Annotated in this window: 11 protein-coding genes and 1 pseudogene; 7 read left to right on the forward strand and 5 right to left on the reverse strand. The window is 54.5% G+C overall.

What is annotated here, in order from left to right; all coding sequences use genetic code 11:
- Positions 1-45 precede the first annotated feature (45 nt).
- From SM755_RS19380 to SM755_RS19395, 4 genes are all read right to left on the reverse strand, one after another.
- Positions 46-1155, reverse strand: coding sequence for a PstS family phosphate ABC transporter substrate-binding protein (locus tag SM755_RS19380; protein ID WP_369335264.1), 1110 nt, complete (start codon positions 1153-1155; stop codon positions 46-48).
- A gap of 1266 nt (positions 1156-2421) precedes the next feature.
- The gene (locus SM755_RS19385) at positions 2422-4956 is read right to left on the reverse strand and encodes an HTH domain-containing protein (protein ID WP_323174094.1); all 2535 of its coding nucleotides are present in this window, start codon (positions 4954-4956) and stop codon (positions 2422-2424) included.
- 151 nt (positions 4957-5107) lie between these two features.
- Positions 5108-5476 carry a hypothetical protein gene (locus SM755_RS19390; RefSeq protein WP_323174095.1) on the reverse strand — a complete coding sequence of 123 codons (369 nt, stop codon included), beginning with the start codon at positions 5474-5476 and terminating at the stop codon, positions 5108-5110.
- Positions 5473-5775, reverse strand: a complete 303-nt coding sequence (locus tag SM755_RS19395; RefSeq protein ID WP_323174096.1) for a hypothetical protein — start codon at positions 5773-5775, stop codon at positions 5473-5475. The genes SM755_RS19390 and SM755_RS19395 overlap by 4 nt, the downstream gene beginning before the upstream one ends.
- Before the next feature lie 188 nt (positions 5776-5963).
- Here SM755_RS19395 and SM755_RS19400 point away from each other — a divergent pair, with 188 nt between their 5' ends.
- On the forward strand, positions 5964-6173 hold the full coding sequence (locus SM755_RS19400) for a winged helix-turn-helix transcriptional regulator (RefSeq protein ID WP_323174097.1): 210 nt from the start codon (positions 5964-5966) through the stop codon (positions 6171-6173).
- Between the two features lie 8 nt (positions 6174-6181).
- Here the strand turns inward: SM755_RS19400 and SM755_RS19405 are convergent.
- Positions 6182-6406 (reverse strand): annotated as a pseudogene (locus SM755_RS19405) (transposase); the annotation flags it as partial.
- Here SM755_RS19405 and SM755_RS19410 point away from each other — a divergent pair.
- From SM755_RS19410 to SM755_RS19435, 6 genes are all read left to right on the forward strand, one after another.
- Positions 6361-7392, forward strand: coding sequence for a hypothetical protein (locus tag SM755_RS19410; protein WP_323174098.1), 1032 nt, complete (start codon positions 6361-6363; stop codon positions 7390-7392). The pseudogene SM755_RS19405 and the gene SM755_RS19410 overlap by 46 nt on opposite strands.
- A gap of 449 nt (positions 7393-7841) precedes the next feature.
- Positions 7842-10580, forward strand: a complete 2739-nt coding sequence (locus SM755_RS19415) for a hypothetical protein (protein WP_323174099.1) — start codon at positions 7842-7844, stop codon at positions 10578-10580.
- A 31-nt stretch (positions 10581-10611) separates the two neighbouring features.
- A complete protein-coding gene (locus tag SM755_RS19420) occupies positions 10612-14601 on the forward strand; it encodes a helicase-related protein (protein ID WP_323174100.1) in 3990 nt (1329 codons plus the stop codon).
- Positions 14602-14603: 2 nt separating this feature from the next.
- A complete protein-coding gene (locus SM755_RS19425; protein ID WP_323174101.1) occupies positions 14604-16688 on the forward strand; it encodes a hypothetical protein in 2085 nt (694 codons plus the stop codon).
- Positions 16681-17583 (forward strand): phospholipase D-like domain-containing protein, encoded by a 903-nt coding sequence (locus SM755_RS19430; protein ID WP_323174102.1) that lies wholly within the window; start codon positions 16681-16683, stop codon positions 17581-17583. Before SM755_RS19425 ends, SM755_RS19430 begins: the two co-directional genes overlap by 8 nt.
- 206 nt (positions 17584-17789) lie before the next feature.
- Positions 17790-20081: a pentapeptide repeat-containing protein gene (locus tag SM755_RS19435; protein WP_323174103.1), complete on the forward strand. Its 2292-nt coding sequence runs from the start codon at positions 17790-17792 to the stop codon at positions 20079-20081.
- The last annotated feature ends 48 nt before the right edge of the window (positions 20082-20129 follow it).

Raw genomic sequence — 20129 nt, forward strand, 5'->3', positions numbered from 1 at the left:
TATTTGTGTATCTTGCCGTGAATCGTGCCAAAACGGTCGGTTAGCTTACTCCTGATCGGGGAGTTTTTCCTTTTCAGCTTCCAGATCGGCGGTCGGCAACGTGATGTAGTTCTGATCTTCGACGAATAACTGCTGGCCGAATTCGGTCAGGAACATGTTGAGGAACGCGGCTTCACGCTTGTCCGTCCCGTCGGGAGTATCGTCGGTGATCCGAGTGTACATATGCAGGTCGCGGTTTAACGGGTACTCAGCGTCGAAGATGGTATTCTCGGCGTCGGGATCTGGCTCGTAGACAGTTCCATCAAAGTCGATGGCAATTGCCTGAATGCCCGACCCTGAGAACGCCAGTGCCATGTAGCCGATCGCGTTGTCGTTGTCCTGAAGGACTTGCTGAACCTGCTGGTTCTGTCCGCGGCGAGTATCAACATCCATCTCTGCCTCAGCGTCGCCGAGCATGTTCATTCGGAAAGTGGTGTCAGTCCCCGATCCTTCGGCGCGACCGACCGCATAGATTTCCTGATCGGGGCCGCCGACCTCGCTCCAGTTAGATATCTCTCCCTGGTAGATTCCCCGAATCTCTTCGCCAGTGAGCTGCTCGACGCCACTATCGTACACCTCCTGACTGACGAAAACGGGCTGACCGTCGCGGCCAACGACGTGATCGACGTAGTTCTCGTCTCGCTCCTCCTCGCTGATATCGAGCTCTGCGGTGATCGGTCCCGAGGAGTTACCGATGTCGACGAGGCCGTCGCGGACGGCCTCACAGCCAGTTCCAGAGTGGCTCAATGCGACCTGCGTGCTGAACGGCGGGTTCGATCGTTCGCCGGTCTCTTCGAAGCCGTACAGACCCGCGAAATAGTCCGCAATGTTCTTATCGGTCTCGATCTGATCCCATCCGGGAACCGACGACTCGTCATTCGCCCCCCAGTACTCGCCGTCGTCCGGCGGCGAGTTGGAGTTCCAGTAGGAACTACCGGTGTTTGATATGGGATACACCGTCGACGATCCCTCGGCGGTCAGTGTGTCTGAAGACTCAGAGTCGGAGTCCCCGCTACCGAGACATCCAGCCACTCCAGCTGCTCCCACGCTAGCAGATGCAAGCAGGTATTTTCGTCGTGATACCCAGTCAGCCTGGCGCTCCGCATCCCGTGACATCACCTGATCCGAAGCATGAGTATAGTAAACCGGTTTATAATAGTGATATAGCCGGATATCTATTTCTCCGTGACAATAGTTGGTAGTACTATCTCTGGATAGGGGTATGTTCGGCTATATATTGACATAGAGAAAATACTGCTAGAAAGAGAAGCGCGTAGTCACAAGGTATGAGAAAGCACTTGCTGCTTGAGTAGTGGACCCATCTGCACGGCCTGGTTGTTCCCGGTAGATCCTGCTACTGTGAGCGCAGCTGCTAGTTGCAGCCACGGGCCAACTCGGTGGTGATCGAGTAACCCTTGGGGGTCCGGCGGCCAGAACAGCACACCACCGAGCGGGTCGTCGGGGCCGCTGTAGCGATCTGGTGGGAGGATCGTTTCGAGAAATGTATTGGCTGCGCCGAGGGCGTCTAGTTTCTGACTGTGCGAAAGATATAATTGGGCGAACGGAGAATATATGCCAAGGAGATGGCCCTAAAGAATATCCCTACTGTGGATGAACTGGCTGAAACGACTGGCCAGTCCAAAGAGCAGCTTCTGAAGGACCGTGAGGCTGCGGCGAAAATGTCGAGCACTTCTGACGACGAGTAGCGACATTTCTAATGGGCAAGTCTGGTTCTACAAATACGATAGATCAGTTACTGGGTCATACGAAAGGACCGGCGGAGCCGGTTACTGACCGTGATCTCACACGAGCGCGGTCGTCAGCCTATATTGTCCACGGAAACTTTCACGAGCTAGCTCAGATGTGCGATGATGTATCCTCTACAGGAACAATCATCGTTGAAGAAGGAGCCGATAACACAGACGTAGAAAACGAGGTCTATCGACGAATACACAATTATGTTTCGTCACTGTACTCCTACAACGAACAGATTCGGTCTATCCTAAACAAGCGCTTGAACCAGCACATCAGAAAGGGATATTTCCTCCCGGCGCGAGATAACAAGGCTGCACCAGACTATGTTCGGCGAGGAATGTTTCTCTGGGGACTACGAAATGACTTCCAACATGGCGACTACTGGTGTCTCAAGGTCCAATACGAAGGGACTCAAAATGGAAGTGACTGCTATCAGTTGTACTTTCAGAAACGGGATTTTGAAGCAACGCCAAAAGGTGATCTCGATAGCGCTGGCGACTACTTAGTCCATGCTTCAGATGAGGATCAACGATACCCACTCCCGTATATCGGTAGCTTCCACCGGAACCTATTCAGAGAATTTGAGAACGCGTTCGAAGAGTGGTGTGGCAAAAACCGTGCCTAAATCTAGGGAGTTGTACGCAAAAGCACTTGCTGCTCGAGTGGTGGGCCCATCTGCACGGCCTGGTTGTTCCCGGTAGATCCTGCTACTGTGAGCGCAGCTGCTAGTTGCAGCCACGGGCCAACTCGGTGGTGATCGAGTAATCGCTGGGGGTCCGGTGGCCAGAACAGTACGCTGCCAAGTGGGTCGTCGGGATCACTGTATCGCTCTGGCGGGAGGATTGTCTCGAGCAATGCGTCGGCAGCGTCGAGGAGCGTCTGGTTCTCCTCGAGGACTGTTGGAACAACCGAATCGCGGCGTTCGGAAGTAGTCTGGAACGATAACGCCAGACGATATCCGTTCTCGTCAATACGGATGAGATCGAACGCCTCGAGCTGGTTGCGATAGTTCCGGATGGTCCGTGCTGAGACGCCCGCTCGGTCGGCGAGGTCACGCTGTGACAGGCGGTTTTCGGCTGTGAGAAGCGTCTGAACGATTCGGGCAACTGTCGGTGGAAGATCGGCGAGCAACTGCTCGGAGTCGAGCGTTCCCAACGCGTAGCGGAGTTCGTCCGGCCGGAGCTCTCGGCTCTCGTCTTCGGTGGCGAGTTGCTGGAGTGCTCGAGCAGCAGCGTACGGTGAGCTGACTAACGCCTGTAGTAGCGAGATGCTGTCTCGAGTCAGTCGGAGGTTCTTGGCCTGTAGGATCCGCGTCGCGGCCATTGCGTAGCCCGTTCGATCGACCGTCGAGAGGGAGACATGGACAGCGAATTCGGGAGCGTCATCAGCGACCGCTGCTGGCCTCTCGAGTGCTTCCTCAAGGTATGGGTGAAGTCGGTGGACATCCTCACCGCGAACGACGACAGAGCCGATGAGCATCCCCAGCGGGTCATCTGCATCAACAGTCGGTGTGAGTGCGGTGCGACGCTTTGCCTCGCGAGACTCGAACAGCTGCCGGTACGAGGCAAACACACCGTATTTCCCCTGAACCGCGGCCGAAATACTGAGAGACGTTGCGAGCTCGTCTAGCGAATCGGTCTCGAGTCCCGACGGGACGCGAAGCTCTCGAACGATATCGATTTTGAGGGCATCGAGCAGATGGATGATCGAGCCAGCAAGGCCGTGAGCGGAGCGCATAATCTTGCTGCGGAAGCGGTTACGATCCTCATAGCCGCCGGCTGCGAGTTTTGCGGTGAGATCCTCGAGGTCAGTGCCCCACTCGATGAACGCCTCACGAAGCCTTTCGGGATCTTCGAGTGCCTCATCCGAGAGTGCACCGATACAGCGAGCACCTCGCAAGATTGCCGGCGGGTCTTCCAGTGACTCGAGGCGGTTGTCAGTGAGCGCTCGGTTGAGCAATCGCGGTGAGGCTAACGCTATCGCGAGACTCACCACATACTGCAGGGCTCCATTCGCTCGAACCGCGACCACGGCTTCCTCGCGATCACCGTCGAAACTCACGTATCGAGTATGGTCAGGGCCGTCCGTACGGTCTTCGAACGGGGCCTCAACAAGGGTGATCCCGCCGTTCTCTCTACAGCCAGCGGCGGCGGCATGCCCTGGACGGTTGAGGTAGGCCGTCCGGTAGGGGTTGCTGTCCTCGCTGCCGTCATCCCCCACCCCTTGTGTGCGCGGGATTACACGGCACTGTTGGGAGGATGTTCCGGTGTCGCTCACGGCCTCCGAAAGTTCCTGCTGACGGCCGACCTGGGTGTCCAGCTGCTCGAGTAGCTGTCGGCCGGCCTCGAGCAACTCGACAGTTCGATCATCGGCAGGTCCGAACTCAGCGACCAGGCCGAGTTCAGTGAGCGAGTTCGTTTCGGAGACGAGCAGTTGGGAGATTCGGCTGCGATCGACGTCGTGCATTGCCCGCAGCGCGTGCCGAGAGAGTGTTTGGGCGGGTTCATCCGCGAGCTGCCGGAGGAGGTCGACCTTTCGGCCGTCTGGATCCAGCGCCTCGAGGGCGTCGTCGACGCGGTCCCCAGTAGGGTGGTGTGTCTCTCGCCATTCGCTCACGCCGGGCAGATCTTCGCGGTGCTCTCGAGCGAGCCAGTGCTGGGTCCGTCCGGTTGCGATGACACGGACATCGAAGCCCGTTGCGAGGACAGCGAACAAGCGACAGATCGTCTCGCGTTTACGACGTGGGGCTTGTTCGAAAGCCCGATCGATGGAGACCGCGACCATTGGTGGGTGGTCGTCGGGGACGTGGACAGCGAAGAATTGGGCGGTCGCGAACAGATCCTCGAGACTCGCATGGCCCTGCCCGAGCTTTGGAACGAGATCGGCGGCGAGTCGCCACGCGTTGCGACGGTTGCCGCGAGCGACCTCGAGGATCCGGGAGCGAAACCAGTAGGGAACGTTCTTCTCCTCGAGGGCGTCGTAACACTCGGGGACAGTGCGGCCGTCGGCGAACCGACGCACGGCACGGACGAATTGGTCTTGGATTGACTGGTGGTCGAATAGCTGTTCCCAGAGCTTTGAGATGGGATCAGTGTCGACCTTGAGGCTGGCTTGTGGGGACAGCGGCGGCTGTTGGGTCGGCGTAAGTCCCGCGTCGGTCATAGTGGGCTCACCTCGAGTGTGAGCGGGAGCTGGGGGCGTGCTGACTGGCGGCTGGAGTGGCGTACCATCGAGTCCTGGAAGCGAATGCGGAGAATGCAGACAGCCGAGTGCAGTGGCTCACCGGCTGTCGGCGCGAGTGCGTGTTAGGGTCTCACCGATTCGGGATGGGGGTCGCCTCTGGTTCGGTGGTCTTGTTGGTGGGTGGACTCGAGTCTTGGATCTCGGGCTCGAGAGCGACTAATCGTGTCTGCTGGGTGGCCAGATCAGCGCGGGTGCCGAGTCGGCACTGGGCTAAGAGCTCCGTACAGCCGAGTGTTGGCTCTTTGATGGTGTCGGAACTGCAAGCCACGCAGTAGGGTCGATGGATCGCCCAACGGTCGGTGTCGGCTGGGCGGGAGGCAAGGACGGTCGCACGGTCGCCTTCGTATAGTCGGTACTTGCAGTGTTGGCACTTGGTGGTGCCGTGGGGACCGACCGGAAACCCCTCGAGGAGTTGCGTAGGGGTGGTGACGACTTTCATCGGTCGTCACCCTCGAGTGCGTCGAGGAATGAGCTCGTGAGGCTCGAGTAGAGGTGTTGGCTTTTGAAGCCTCGTTCGTCTTTGACGTACTCGATCCAGTCGTTGATTCGCTGGTTGACGGTCTCGAGGTCGTAGCGGTAGGTGCGTTTTGTGTTGTGGATGACGTGGACGGTTTCGTCTGGGGTGCGGTAGACGTGGTGTGCGTCCTCGGTGTCGACGCCGACGAGGATGTAGTCTGGTCGGTGGTCGGTGCGACTGCGAGCCGAAACCGTTTCGGTTGTGCGTGGTTGAATTGACATTGGTCTTCTAGCCAAGACCGAGGTCGGCTGTGCCATCAGCCGGCCAAGATTCTCCCTGGCAACCCTGGGTCTCTATTCTGTATTATTTCGCCAGCCCAATTAAACCTATTGGTTGTAGGTTATGGCCCATAGGTTTTTGGCGATTGCCGCCCACTTATCAAACACTAATGAGTATAGCAACTCAATCTATGGACGCAGACGACATGCGGGATGCCGATTGGGCAATTGTCGACGTGCTTCGTGAAGGGAGAGCGAATGCGCCGTTGATTGCTGAAGAGACAGGATATTCCTCACAATATGTTCGTGAGCGTCTTGGTCGGCTGAAGCAAGATGATATCGTTGAGCCACTTGGTCACGGAATCTATGACCTTGTTCCTGAAGAGTTGCCGAATAAATAATATATTAATTATAAAGAAATTTTTTGAAAGACATGGAATTCCTTTGCCCACTTTTTGGTGTAGCTAACTCGCTGTGTCACTTGGTCGAATACGTCTTTGACTAGGTCGTGAAACTCCTGTTCATCGTGGATGATCGGCGACATCGTCCACTTCAACTGTTTCCAGACTCGTTCGACCGGGTTGAGGTGTGGTGATCCAGACGGGAGAAACACCAAGTCGATGCCGAGTTGATGTACTCGAGCGGTACTGTGACCAGAGTATCACAGCAAAGCCACCGGGGGGACCGATCTTCGTCGAGAGAGATGACTTGGTAGCTACCGAGCATACCGAGCTGTTCTCGGAGTTGACCTTGATCAACGGCCAGTTCCTGAATCCAGAATTCGACTTCGGTTCCGAATTTGACTACATCCTCTGTGTGGATGAGCCAGTTGATCTGGATAACCTCGAGGACGAGGAGTTCAAGCAATACGCGGCGAACTATGTAAGCCTCTCCGTCGATTCGGAAATTCTGGATCCCACAGCACTATATTTCGAACAGGTCCTCAGACATCTCGGTACAGACGGGAGAGCGATCCTGTTTACTGGCCCCGGATTCAGAAGCGACGAGGAGCTGGCAACGTTCCGGGATCAGCTCTACTATCAGATAGACTCGATAAAGCGGTACGGCTCAGAAAAGATAGAGGGGATCAGCGGCCTACGTGCTGCAACATTGATCACACATGAAGACCATGACGCTGGTCAAAGTGGTTATTCGTATAACCCAGAGCGTTTTGAGGCGATGCTGGGCCAACGGGTGGACAGCAGTCGTCCGTTTGAGGTTGCAGCTATGATGACTGAGAATCCCAAGGGTTACAGCCTCGATGAACTTGCCTCAAAGACCTATATCGACCTTCATTACCTAGACTTTGATGCTGCACTTATATTCGAGGATCCCGACAAGCGCCGTGGCCTGACTGGATTCATCTCCCGACAGCAACTTCGATCAATGCCGAGGGACAGACTGCGAGACCAAGCTACAGAACTCTCGTCGGAGTATCTTATCGAACCCGATGCCAACTTTGCTGACCTGATTGACAGACTCGGGTCACATCGGTTCGTCTTTGTGGAGGAGAGAGATGATGTGGAAGGTATTATGACGCGATTTGATCTGAACCGATTCCAGTGTTTATTCATCTTTTTGACTATTTCTCCGAACTGGAGATCGGACTCCGGAATCTGATCAGGGAAGAACTTCCGGACTGGGAGAAGCGTACCGACATCTATATTGGTACACGTAGTTCGCGTGAACTGCACCGGGACAGGCTCTCGATGGTAAAACTGAGTACACTTGTGAACCTTGTGACTGAGTATGACGGCGAATACCTCATACGACGTGATATCGCCGGATATAGTGTTTCTCTGGATGATATCGTCAATCTTTGGAATGCCGTCGCGTATTACAATCCAATTATTCACACTATGGGTGGCGGCTCAACTCTGGATTCCGAAGTGAGAAACGCCGTACAGTTACAGAAAGAATATCAGTTCCTGAATGACTGTGTCGCTGGACTTAACTGATCCATGGATCTCCTTTAGGTCTGGTCTGCAGTTCGGCTGATTTAATATAGATATATTGTACTGTTTGGGAAAAACATATATCCGTCTGGTGATGACGCTTACTCATCTTGTATGTCGAAGGGAGATGTTTTAGAGATTGATACAAGGGCGGCCCCGGTCTTGGAGACTGATAGAGACGGACTAATCAGATATCACGGAGAAACTGCTGCGTTTACCCGGATGGACCGGACCTACATCGCTGCCTCGGCTGCGGTATTTCGAAACAGCCGGGATATTGCCATAATCTATCCCTCCCCACCAACTTTCGTCCAGTTGCCGGTCCTGCTTGCCATCGGGTATCAGTGCCGAGGAGATGGCCCACCTGCACTGTTTGTGAGCAACCGAAGTGGAATCCGGGACCAGTATTTCAGTCTCGGAATCGGGCAGAAATTCTCGGCTCCCGGAATCGAACCGGAGCCGCTCGGTGAGTTCACCGCACCGATGGTTAGGACCGGAGACGGGAAGTCAGTCAGCTATATCACTAACCACAAGCCCCGGAACTGGGATGGAGATCCCAATCAGGCAGCCATCGTCCACACGAATTTCGGCAAGAAAATTGCGAGCGGCTGTGAAATTCCGCTTTCAGGACTGGTGCTTGACTTCACAACTGGCTTGCTCGATGATAGATCCACGCAGGAGGGCTACGAGCGTCTGGCTCGCGAAAACGACGTCCCCCGGATCATGATCTTTGACTCCCCCACTCACGATTACTTGGAAGTGCTCGAGGAGGAAAACGAAAACTTCGAAGACGGGGAGGACGAAACGCTGTTCTGGGGCTGGAGCCATAATGAGCTCGAGCACGCCTCTGACTCGTTACTCTCGCCGGTCGCAGATGTAGAGATGGTCAGAGCGAGCGGGGGCGAGGAGGGAGAGATACAGGGGATGTCCAATCCCTTCCATGAGTCGGTTGGACCACTCCAGAACGTCTCTGCTGGAATCTCACGCGAAGTGATTGAGATTCCTCATGGTCCACTCGAAGAGGCTGCGAAGGAAGCCTGGGAGCTCACCAATGAAGCAGCACAAACCGTCCGAGAAGAATCCCATGTGTCTTCGTTCGCTCACCAGAGCGTCGCCAATTCGTACTTTATCTATTCGTATCTGGATACATTGTTATCCTCGGTCGATTATCACGATTCATTGATGCGGCTGGACGACACGGAGAGCTGGGGATCGGGGAAGGCGATCGCTCGCAAGATCAACAGCCTCCGGAAGCGGCGGGAGTCCCTTGATGATGAGATTCTGGGTCTGGGCGAGCAGATTGAGGACTGCTGTGATGCCTTCGAGCGGATGACTGACATCCTCCGAGAGGATAATCCAAAGGCCGAGGAAATGGCGTCCCAGATCCGCAGTGCAGTTGACTCAGGTCAGTCGATGACCGTGTTGGCATCGACGAGAAAGCAGGAGTCTATCATCAGGTCGTTTATCACCGACCGAACGGAACTCTCGGGGGACGTTCTGTTGGGATCGGGAGTCAAGTTCCACAATCTCTATAGCCCGCACACGATTCCTGAATCGGATATCTTGCTCTTCCCGGGTGTTCCCACGAACAGTCACTACCCGGCATTACTCGCCGGTGCAGGGGCCGAACACCGGTTCCTGATGTACAAATGGAACCAGTCCCGGTTCAAACGGCGGCTTTCGGATGTCCTGCGAAAGGCTGAATGGCGAGCTGGTGGTGGGCCTCAGCATCACTTAGCCAAGGAACTGGACCTCAACCGGGAGCAACTCACAGAGCATACGCGTTCCACTGAACCGCGTGCCCCCGGTCCTTATCAATACGGATCGGCGTTTGCATCAAATACAGTGGTGAGTGACGTCGAAGTATTGAGATCCTCGGCGCGTGATGGCGGTGGTGGAGGAATTGGGAAGAGTGACTCGGTGTCGCCTGATGATCTTTCCATCCAGCTGGGTGATCTTACCCCTAGCGAGGACGACTTCTGGGCAACAGAACAGGAATTCGACCAAGGGCAACAGCAGGAAACGATCAACGCCGGTCGTTCAGGTGCGGACGCGATGGCGAACGACAGGGGTGAGGTTGAGGCATTGCAAATCGAGTTCAGCGACGGAACCAGCCTATATGAACAGCCAAGAGGCCTCCTCTGGAAACTGGATCACAGTGGGAGCAGCCTTTCTCGAGTTCGGATCGCAGCCCAAGCACTCGATCCCGGTGATGAGGTTATCGTGATCAAGGACGACAGCCGCCGGGACATCTTCGAACACGTCGTGGAGAAGATTCATTCTGAGTGCCGGGGACCATTCCAAGATTATCTCTCGATGCTGGACCTGTGGGTGACCGGACTTGACCAGATCATGGAGCAGCTCAGTCCGAATGAAGCCCAGCGTGAAGCGCTTAACCTTTCGGATGGGGAGGACCCTTCGAAAGGGACCATGGCTGGCTGGATCAAGGATGATCTGAAAGAATGGAAAGCAGCCAATGACCCAGATCACGATCCGACGCGAACATCCAACCAGATAGCGAACTGGCTCAAAAAGGAAACTATTGGGCCATCGAACCCGGTTGTCATCGAAGTACTGGGCGATATCTACGACATCGAATCACTTCGCTCACACTCCAAGCAGATATTCAGAGGTCTCGAGGAAATCCGGACCCTCCATCAGCGGGTCGGCATGAATCTAAGCAAAATCCTCATTGGCGCCAGAGAATCGGATGCCGACGACTGGTTGCTCGAGGAAGTCGGTCTCAGGATTGGAGACGTCCAGTCTGCGACAACGGTCAAGACAGTATCAAGTGTTAGTGATGATCTGGTTGAAGTGAATACCATCAGACTCGGTCGACTGATGTCCACATAATATGACGGAACATAACAATCCACAACAGAGCATGGACGAAGAAGTGACCACAACGGACCCTGTAACGGAATTCCCTGACGCAGAAAAGACACTGAAAGAACCAACAGAGGAAATAGGCGATGCGGAGTATCGCGATCAGGCGCGATTTGCAGAGTATATCGGGTCGCGGGTTCTCCAGAAGATCAGCGGGACTGGAAATCGACGTCCTGAGGACCGAAAGTCTGTCATTGACCGACCGTCTGATCGGTATTTCGCCGGGCAGCTTGTCTCAGATGAAGAGGCCGGCCACAGCGATCTTGATGATGAGATGCAGGCAAAACTCAATCCGTCAGCCCTGCAGGCCGAATTCCTCGTGGATCCGGAGGAGGCCTCTGGCCTGTCTGTCAGGGTGTCTGGAAATATCTATTATCGGACTTTCCCGACATTTGATGAGCAGGTCGATGAAACCTCCGTTGCACTTGGGGACCAGTCGGAAGACGAATCCAGATCCAGCGACGACGAACAGGACCGGTTCACACCAGTTTACCGACGTCTCAGATTCGAGACTGGACCGATCTCGGTCGAGATTCCCTCACTTGAGGATGTCGCCAAGGGGGAAATTAGGCCGGCCGAGATCGAGAATCAGATTCTCGGACAATTCACCGATCACCTCCAGAGTCGAATCCGTGAGCTAGAGGCCTCGGATGAAGAACCACCAGTGTGGCGACCCTCGGAACACGTGGATCGCCCGCTCTCGGTGAGTCCGGTTGATGAGATGGACGCTCCGGTAGATATCGATACGCGATGGGATGGTGAATATACGTTCCCCGCGGGATTCCTCGATGTTGATGACGATGAGGAGTCCCGGTGCCGCTATCAGGCGTTGATAGACGAACTAACGGCCGGCCCAGAGTCAGAGATCCTCTGTCCTCCTTGGGATTTCGACGTAACCTGTGAATTCTCTCGGCGGACTGAAAACCAGCCAGTCGATACTGACCAGCCGATCCTTCAGGGGACACTGGTCGTGGAGAACCACTCGGATGCAAATCCGGATACAAAGGGAGTCGATTCCGACTATGGCCGGTATGATTTTGATACGACGCTGTTCGATGTCGAGGCAAGACTGGAATTGACGACCGGGGACTTCACGTATTTCACGTTCGAACGGCTGGAAGAGGACTTCCGGTACGACAGGAAAATCCCTGGCCATGGGACAAACTGCACTGTGGTCCGTCCGGACGGAGAGCCATCTGGGATGCTCGAAACGGAGTACCTCCCAACTCACAGACAACAGCGGTTCGTCACCAGAGATCCTGAATCACTGGATCCTGTCCCGGATATAGGGTTCCTGACGCTGGCAGATCTGGAAAACGGTGGCCTCGAAGCGCTGGATGATCTGATCGATGCGATGGAGTGGTACTTGGAAGACTATGAAAAGGGCTTCAAAAAAGCACGCACGGAATATTACGAGCAACGCGACGATTTCTTCGAAGAAGATGCTGAGGACATGGCTCGTGACCAAGAAGCATTCAGACGAGAGATCCAGCGCTGTCGCCGGGCTGTAAAGTGTCTCCGGTCTGATATCGAGCGAGCCAGCGAAGATCCCGATCATGAGCCGCGAGTGGCCCGGGCCTTCGAGCTGATGAACCAGACATTCCGCAGCAAGGTCGAGGGACCTGATGGTGAGCCAGAGTATGAATCCTGGCGTCTGTTCCAGCTGGTCTTTATCCTCCGAGTACTGCCTGATATTGCTACTAGGGACTCCAAATACGAGGAGTGGAGCGAAGTGACGTGGCGAAAGGAAGAGAACCAGTATACTGTTGACTCCGAGTCCCGGAATTTCAATGGTGACGACATGGAGGCTCTTGACTTGGTGGATATTGTCTGGTTCCCGACCGGCGGGGGCAAGACCGAAGCATATCTCGGGCTGGCCGTTTTCAGCGCCTTCTTCGATCGATATCGGGGGAAGAAGTACGGTGTTTCTGCTTGGACTCGGTTCCCGCTTCGCTTACTTTCCCTGCAGCAGACCCAGCGGATCTGTGAGATTCTGATGCACGCAGAAATGGTCCGCCTCGAGGACCCGGTGTTACGAGAGAAGGGTGGGCTGCCCCTCTCGCTTGGGTACCTAGTTGGTTCTTCGAACACACCGAACAAGCTGACCTCCTACACAAGCGCTGAATATGCCGATGACGAGGACTATATCCGGAAGTATCTGCGATACAGGGATGACAAGGGGCTCCGCGACGAGAAGCAGGTCCTCCCACGGTGCCCCGTCTGTGAAAGCGAGGCAACGCTCCGCGTCACCGAGGATATTCGGCTGGCACACAGCTGTACGGCATCACCGGATGAATGTGACTGGCAGCAACGGAACCAAGACGTCTCGGGGGCCTACCAGATCTTCGCCGGGGACGAACTGCCAGTCCACGTTGTGGACAACGAGATCTATCGGTATGCCCCGTCAATGGTGGTAGGAACGATCGACAAGATTGCAGCTGTCGACTACGAACGGAAGTCTGGACATCTTTATACCGGTAAAATGACGCATTGGTGTCCCGATCACGGGTTCGCCAGTGGCGGCGAATGTACTGAGAAGTACGGCTGCCACGACAGGTACGGCGGCGATGCAGATCCTGATGATCGCCTTGTCCCGCTGTCGGAGACGCCGATGGGGAGGCCCCATGACATTGCACCGACGTTGCAGATTCAGGACGAACTTCACCTGCTCGAGGAGACACTCGGCACGTTCGACAGTCACTTCGAGACCCTTATCGATACTCTTCAGCGTGAGAACGGTCAACAGCGTACCAAGATCATAGCGGCGACAGCAACGATCGAGGAATATGACCGACAGGTGAGAGACCTCTATCTCCGGAAAGCCGAACGGTTCCCTGCGCCAGGCCCATATAACGGCGAAAATTTCTATGCAACGACCGAGGAGACGACTCGACGCCAGTTCTGCGGCATTATGCCCCACGGGAAAACCCACATCAATGCTGTGCTTGATCTCATGTATCACCAGACGTATGAGATTGAGACAATCCGTGAGGAAATCGATTCGATGGGTGGGGATCATCCGCTAGTTGAGGAACTCAGGCTGGAAACTGTCAGCAGTGAATCCGAGTTTCGGGACCTCCTCTCACTGTATGAAACCACACTTTCGTACTGTATCAGCAACGACGAGAAAGACCGACTGATTGAGTCCGTTCGTGGCCAGATCACCGATTACATGCAGCGTGAAGATCTACTGACACCACTGGAAAACGAACTAACGGGAGATACGAAATTCAACGAGGTTGAGGGTATCCTCAACAATCTCGAAGACCCGCCGAAAGATCCAGCTGAGCGGATCGATATGCTGGCAGCAACAAATATGATTAGCCACGGGGTTGACGTTGACCGGTTCAATTACATGGTTTTCTTTGGAATGCCCCGCCAGACTGCCGAATACATCCAGTCGAGTTCTCGGGCTGGTCGAAAGCATCCTGGTCTCGTTATGCTCTGTTTTAACCCGGCTCGGGAACGAGACCAGAGCCACTATCATATGTTCGAGAAGTACCACGAGTACCTTGATCGGCTGGTCGAGGCTGTTCCGCTGAATCGCTGGAGTCACTTCAGCGTCAAGCGAACACTGCCCGGCATGCTCTTTGGATGGGTTCTGACTCAGTGGTGGTACGAGTCGGATGAAAACCTCTACTTCGGTGACCCAGTCGAAGAGATCGCAAGGGCCCTGCAGCCAAACATGACGGTCGAGAATTCGATACTGGAAGATCTCAGTATCGATACCAAGGACAATGTCCAGACGTTGCTTCGGCAATCCTACGGAGCAGACCTCAATGGGGAACTCCCGGAGGCGTTCGAACAACAGATGGAGGACGAACTAGATCGAGCTCTGGGGAACTTGGAGAATATTGATGCTGACATGGCCTCGGAGGCGCTCAATCCACCGCCGATGTTGAGCTTGCGGGACATCGAGGAACCCATTCGAATCGTTCCGGACACGGACACAGACAAGCGTATCTTCCGGAAAATGTCCCAGAGGTAACCATGAGCGACGACAACTACATGACTCGAGGGCGGTCGCAGGTACTGTTCAATTACCTCCCCGGCAAGACTTTCGATTACGCGGGGCCCCACGGTATCCATCGAGTCACCGGGGTAGACGCCGTTCCAAGTTCTGAGGTAGATACCGAATTCGTAGCGGAACGAGTGCTATCCCGGGTTCGACAGTGGCAAGGAACGGAGGACTCTCTGGGTGCTGCTGGATTCCCTCCGAAAACGAGCCAGTATCAACTGGTCGAACCTACGAAGGTCCGCAGTGAACTGTTTCCCCTACTTTTCTACTGTTCGGATTGCAGAATCATTGAAACGTACGATGGTGTAGAGGAACTCGATCGCTATAACACCACGCTGACCTGCAGGCACTGTGATGGGGACCTCAGGCAATATCGCTACGTGTTCATCCACGAATGTGGCAATATCGAGACACCGAATCCCGGTCGGTGTGGCGGATGTGGAAACTATGATCAGTGGGTACTGAACACACAGGACAGCCAGCGCTTCGAAAATTTCAGATGGCAGTGCCAGAACTGTGGCAATCAAGATAAACCCCAAGCATGGTGTTATTGTCACCTTCAGAACAGCAAGATGCGGCTTGCAGTCCACAGTGGCAGCAGCGTACACATCCCTCACCACTTCTCGCTGATCAATATCGAGGAAAGCACTTCTGGCAGTGCGGATAGCCCTGTCTATGCGAAGAAGGTGCTGGCTCGGTACTTGGATCTGACCGATACACCCCTAGATGATATCGATCTCGACGCTGCGGGGGGCGGTGAAGAGGTTGAGGACCTCAAAACTACGCTCGAGGGGCTGAAGAATATGTACGAGCAGAGCGGAGCGCAGAACCTGAAGAAATCAATTAAAGAAACAGAACGTCGGATCGAGGAACTAGAATCATCGACGGATCCACTCGTAGAGATAGTTGAAGATCATGTCTCTATCACTGAACCACAGGAGGATGGTGAAGTCACACTGTTGGACCATCATGCGACGATAGTCTATGAATTGCGCCAGTATCTGAGCACGGTCGAAGATTTTGACCGGAAAAGTGTTCGCGACGTTATCACCGAGGCGGGATCTGAAGATCCCCAAAGCCAGCAGTCTCGGGAAGCTCGGGCTGAGAGAGTTGAGCGACGGCTGGAGGCCAGTGGAATCCAGAACACCACATTCATCGAGGATTTCCCGATGACAAATGTTGTCTTCGGCTACAGCAGAGGAAGTCGCGATGAAGACGAAGCGCTCCTGCAGGGCTTCAGTGAGAACGATATCAATACCAGTAATGAGGGATTTCCGATCTTCGTCGATACCGTCTCGACAGAAGCCACTCAGTTCGAACTGGACCCCCGGGCTGTTCTGGTTTGGCTGCTCGAAAACAGTCGAAGTGACGAAGAACTGGGTCGCCTGCTCCGGGAACAGCTCCACGATGCCCGAACTCCCGATGACCGTCTCCAGCCAATTCTTGGGGACTGGGACGCTGAATCTGTTGAGGATTGGCTGGCAGGAAGCCAGCTCTCACGGCAAGATGTTGAGTTACTAGAGAACTGGGATGAAAATGAGATCCGGGCCTGGCTCGTGGATAACATGACCGAGATTCCGGAATACAGCACGATCAATATCGAAGACAATCCCGAGAATGCAGTGACATACTTCGTCTACAATCTAGTTCATACGTTCTCTCATAGTGTACTCAAAGAGATCACCCGTCTGTCCGGGATATCTCGGACCAGTCTCTCGGAACATCTCCTCCCGTATGCGCTAACGTTCATCATCTACACCGACCAGCGGGAGGACTTCTCGCTGGGCGGGATCTATACCATGCTTGAGGCAGATCTGGAAGACCTGCTATCAGAGATTCATGCTAAAGGCAACAACTGTGTGTATGACCCAGTTTGCAGTCGACGAGGATCAGCCTGTTTCAGCTGCATGCATGTCTCTGAAGTTTCCTGTTCACACCTGAATCGGAACATTGGTCGGGATTTCCTGTTTGGTTCGAAGGTCACTGCCTCACGATCACTGACCGGATATCTTGAACTCGCTGAGGAGTACCGCCCTTCACAGGAGACCGATGACTGAAGAACCATCCACCGAGACACTCCTGAAACAGCTGGATTTCGGGACCCTGCTAGGAGACCAGTCGACTGCCGAACGACTGCTCAGGGGTCTTCTTGCCTTCTCTCATTCTGATCGAACACATGGGTCTGCTTCTCAGATATTCTCGGAGGTTCCGGATGGAATCTCGCAAACATTGCTCGAGGATGCACTCGGATATATGGAGGCCAGTGGCTGGATCGACACTCAGTTCGTTAATGGAGAGATCCGGTATGAGATTCGAGCAGAAGATGTGATCGAACCGCTGGTGGGGGCTCGCCGGATGCTTGCTCTTTCACGGGAAATGGAAGACAGGTGCGAGCCTGAGGAGTTTGAGTTGCTCTGTACACTGCCGGAAGAGGATCCACAGTTCGAATATTTGCATCCGGTTGATTTCGGCCTAGAACAGATCACATCACGGTTGCTGGAACTCTGTGGTCGGGCATCTTGCCGGATCGTCCTGCTCAGTCCCTTCATCGAATCCGAAGGGGTTGAGTGGCTAATACCGGGACTGAGGTCAGCCATCCAGCGCGGCGTCAGCATTGATTTCATTTCGAAGGATCTCGAGATGGGATCACCGAACAGCCATGCGTTGGATTCTCTCATTAATGCAGACCAAGGGCAGACCCCGGGATCACTCCGGATCTTCGACTACTATGAGCCACCCGAAGATAGAGAGGTATATCCACTATACACACTTCATTGCAAACTCCTTCTCGTCGACGGAGAGCGAGCATATATCGGAAGTGCCAATTTCACAGAAAATGCCTTTAGCAGATATTTGGAGGTGGGGACGATTCTTGAAGGAACCCAGGTCGCTGGTCTGGTTGATCTCGCCGACCATGTGCTGACCGGTAATGCGCAGCAAATTTACCCATGAATATCTGCAAACAAACGGTTTTCGAAGATGAGACCCACCCAGATCTCAAGCTCGGGGCGTACTGCTGCTACTGGCCAGTCTATGAGGACACTATGGGCTGTATCTGGCATGTCCGGAGCACCCAGAGACAAGTCCCGGAACTTCAGGAATTGCTGGAGACAATCGAGGGCACGGCCCGATCCAGAAGTCGTCTGGACGAAGCCCGATTGGCCGATATTCGATTCGGCCCTAGCGTATCATTTGCTAATCTAAGCCTGGTCGATGCTGACTTTTCGGAAAGCACACTTCCAGATGCGGACTTTAGCAGTACTCGCGTTCACGGCGCGGATTTCTCCGATGCGATGCTCTCCGAGGTGGATTTTGAAGATGCGTCAGGTAAAGCAGTCAATTTTGAAAATATTGGGCTGAAAGACGGGACATTGGAAGGTGCAACCTTTACTGGTAGTTGTTTCAACTGGGGGGATCTTCGTGAGGTAGAGGCCGAGGATTTCACAGGGAATGGGTCTGAGTTTGTGCACGCACAGCTCAGCGGAATCAACTTCACCGATGCTATGCTCAGTGACTGTTCGTTCGAGGATGCTGCGGCAAATCACGCAGTCCTGAGCCGAACACATCTAATTGGCTCTACCTGGGATGGGGCTGAATTCGAGAAGGCGAAATTCAACTCAGCAACTATCGGCGATAGTAGTTTCGTAGATATCCATGGTAATCGGGCGGATTTCCGGAACGCGGATCTTTCGGATGTACTGTTCACGGAAAGCTCACTTAAAGAAAGCAATTTCATCGAAACTGATGGGAACCAAGTAGGATTCATTGATTGCGATCTCCGGGGATCGAACTTGTCTAGTGCCCGTCTCGAAAATCCGAATCTAGCGGGATCGAAGCTCCATGGCGCTGATCTGCGAAATGCTCGATTGATCAATGCGGAGCTTGATCAAACTACACTGGCCGGGGCAGATCTGTCCAATACAAAGCTCCGCGGAGCATCAATGTCTGATGTCGAACTGAGCGAGACTAATCTTGAACAGGCTCAGCTTCAGGAGGCAGGACTCCAGTCAGGGACGCTCCGTGATGTTACACTGACGGGAGCGAACGTTAGTGAGGCAAACTTCCAGAAGGCAACGCTGGCGGAGATTTCTGCCGATCCGGCGGACAGCAAGCCTGTACTCGAGGCAGCAGACTTCTCGGAGGCAACACTGACGCAAGTCTCACTGCCCCATGCGGCATTGGCCGGGGCATGGTTTCAGGACGCTACATTGGAGCAGGTAGACCTTTCGAAGGCTGACCTTTCAGATGGTGTTTTCCGGGAAGCAAGTCTCTCGGATAGTCACTTTCAGGGGGCTGATCTCGACCACGCAGATCTGACTGGAGTCCGGGCTTCCTCAGTCGATCTGTCAGGGGCATGCCTTGATGATGCAACGTTGAAGGGGGCTCATCTATCGGGGGCAAATTTGTCGGGGGCGTCGTTTGTCGGCGCTGACCTGAGTGAGGCGGATCTTTCGGGTGCCAATCTCTCGGGTTGTGATTTCACAAATGCCTCGATTGAACGGGCAACACTGGAGAATGCGAGAGCGAACAGCGACACCTGTTTCGAGCAAGCAGACTTCACTGCTGCAAACTGTCGAAAAGCCTCGTTTCAGGGGGCCAATTTCAGGGAAGCCAAACTGCTGGATTGTAATCTCCGTGGCTGTAAACTTCAACACTCAGTTCTCGAAGCAGCGCTTCTCGAACGGGCAAATCTGTTTGCAGCAAATCTACAGGATAGTTTCCTCTATGGGGCGGGTCTGACGGGCTCGCGGATCAATGTCGATACCGAATTTTCCAGACAAACACCGTACGAGGCAGGCAAGGTTCCTGCTGATAGTGCGAATATCTCGCCTCAGGAGGCATATCGACAGGCCTCGAGTACGCATCGGGCTCTGGAGCGAGTTGCAGAGGCTAATTCCCTGACAGAGGATATTGCTAGACACCACATCCAGAGCGAGGAAGCAATGCGACAGGCAAGTGCGATCGATTTCCGGATGGCAGCACTTGGATGGCTCCGGAAAGCTAAGGAGCGAATCCGTGGTCCCTTGGTTGGAAGCGAGGCGGATACTGCTCCAGAAGTGACAGATAAGTCGATGCATAGCGCCGGATGGGAGTGGGCGAAACGTACCATCGCTAGACACGGAATCCAGTATGGTGAGGGCTATCGAAACCTAGCGGTCTGGACAGTACTTACCATCGGACTCGCGGCGGTGCTGTACTCACTGGGGCTTGCGACGACGCCGGCAGGAGAATCACTGGGACCGTTCCATCAGGCATCATCGGCCAAGGAGATGATCAATGTCCTTCTGGACGGAACTCTGTTTAGCCTTGCCAACTTCGTCTCGCCTGGGTTCACCGATTTTGCTCCGAACGGTATGTGGGGGCGTGTGGTTGCCACGGCAGAGGCTGCAATCGGGACTGCTGTCTTCGCCCTGTTCATCTACGTCATAGGCCGAAAGTCCGGAAGATAACTACGACACCTCCGGGAAACCAATCCGAATCCATGATGATCGCGGACG

The sequence above is a fragment of the Natrialba sp. PRR66 genome, from assembly GCF_034808065.1.
Classification (GTDB): Archaea; Halobacteriota; Halobacteria; order Halobacteriales; family Natrialbaceae; genus Natrialba; species Natrialba aegyptia.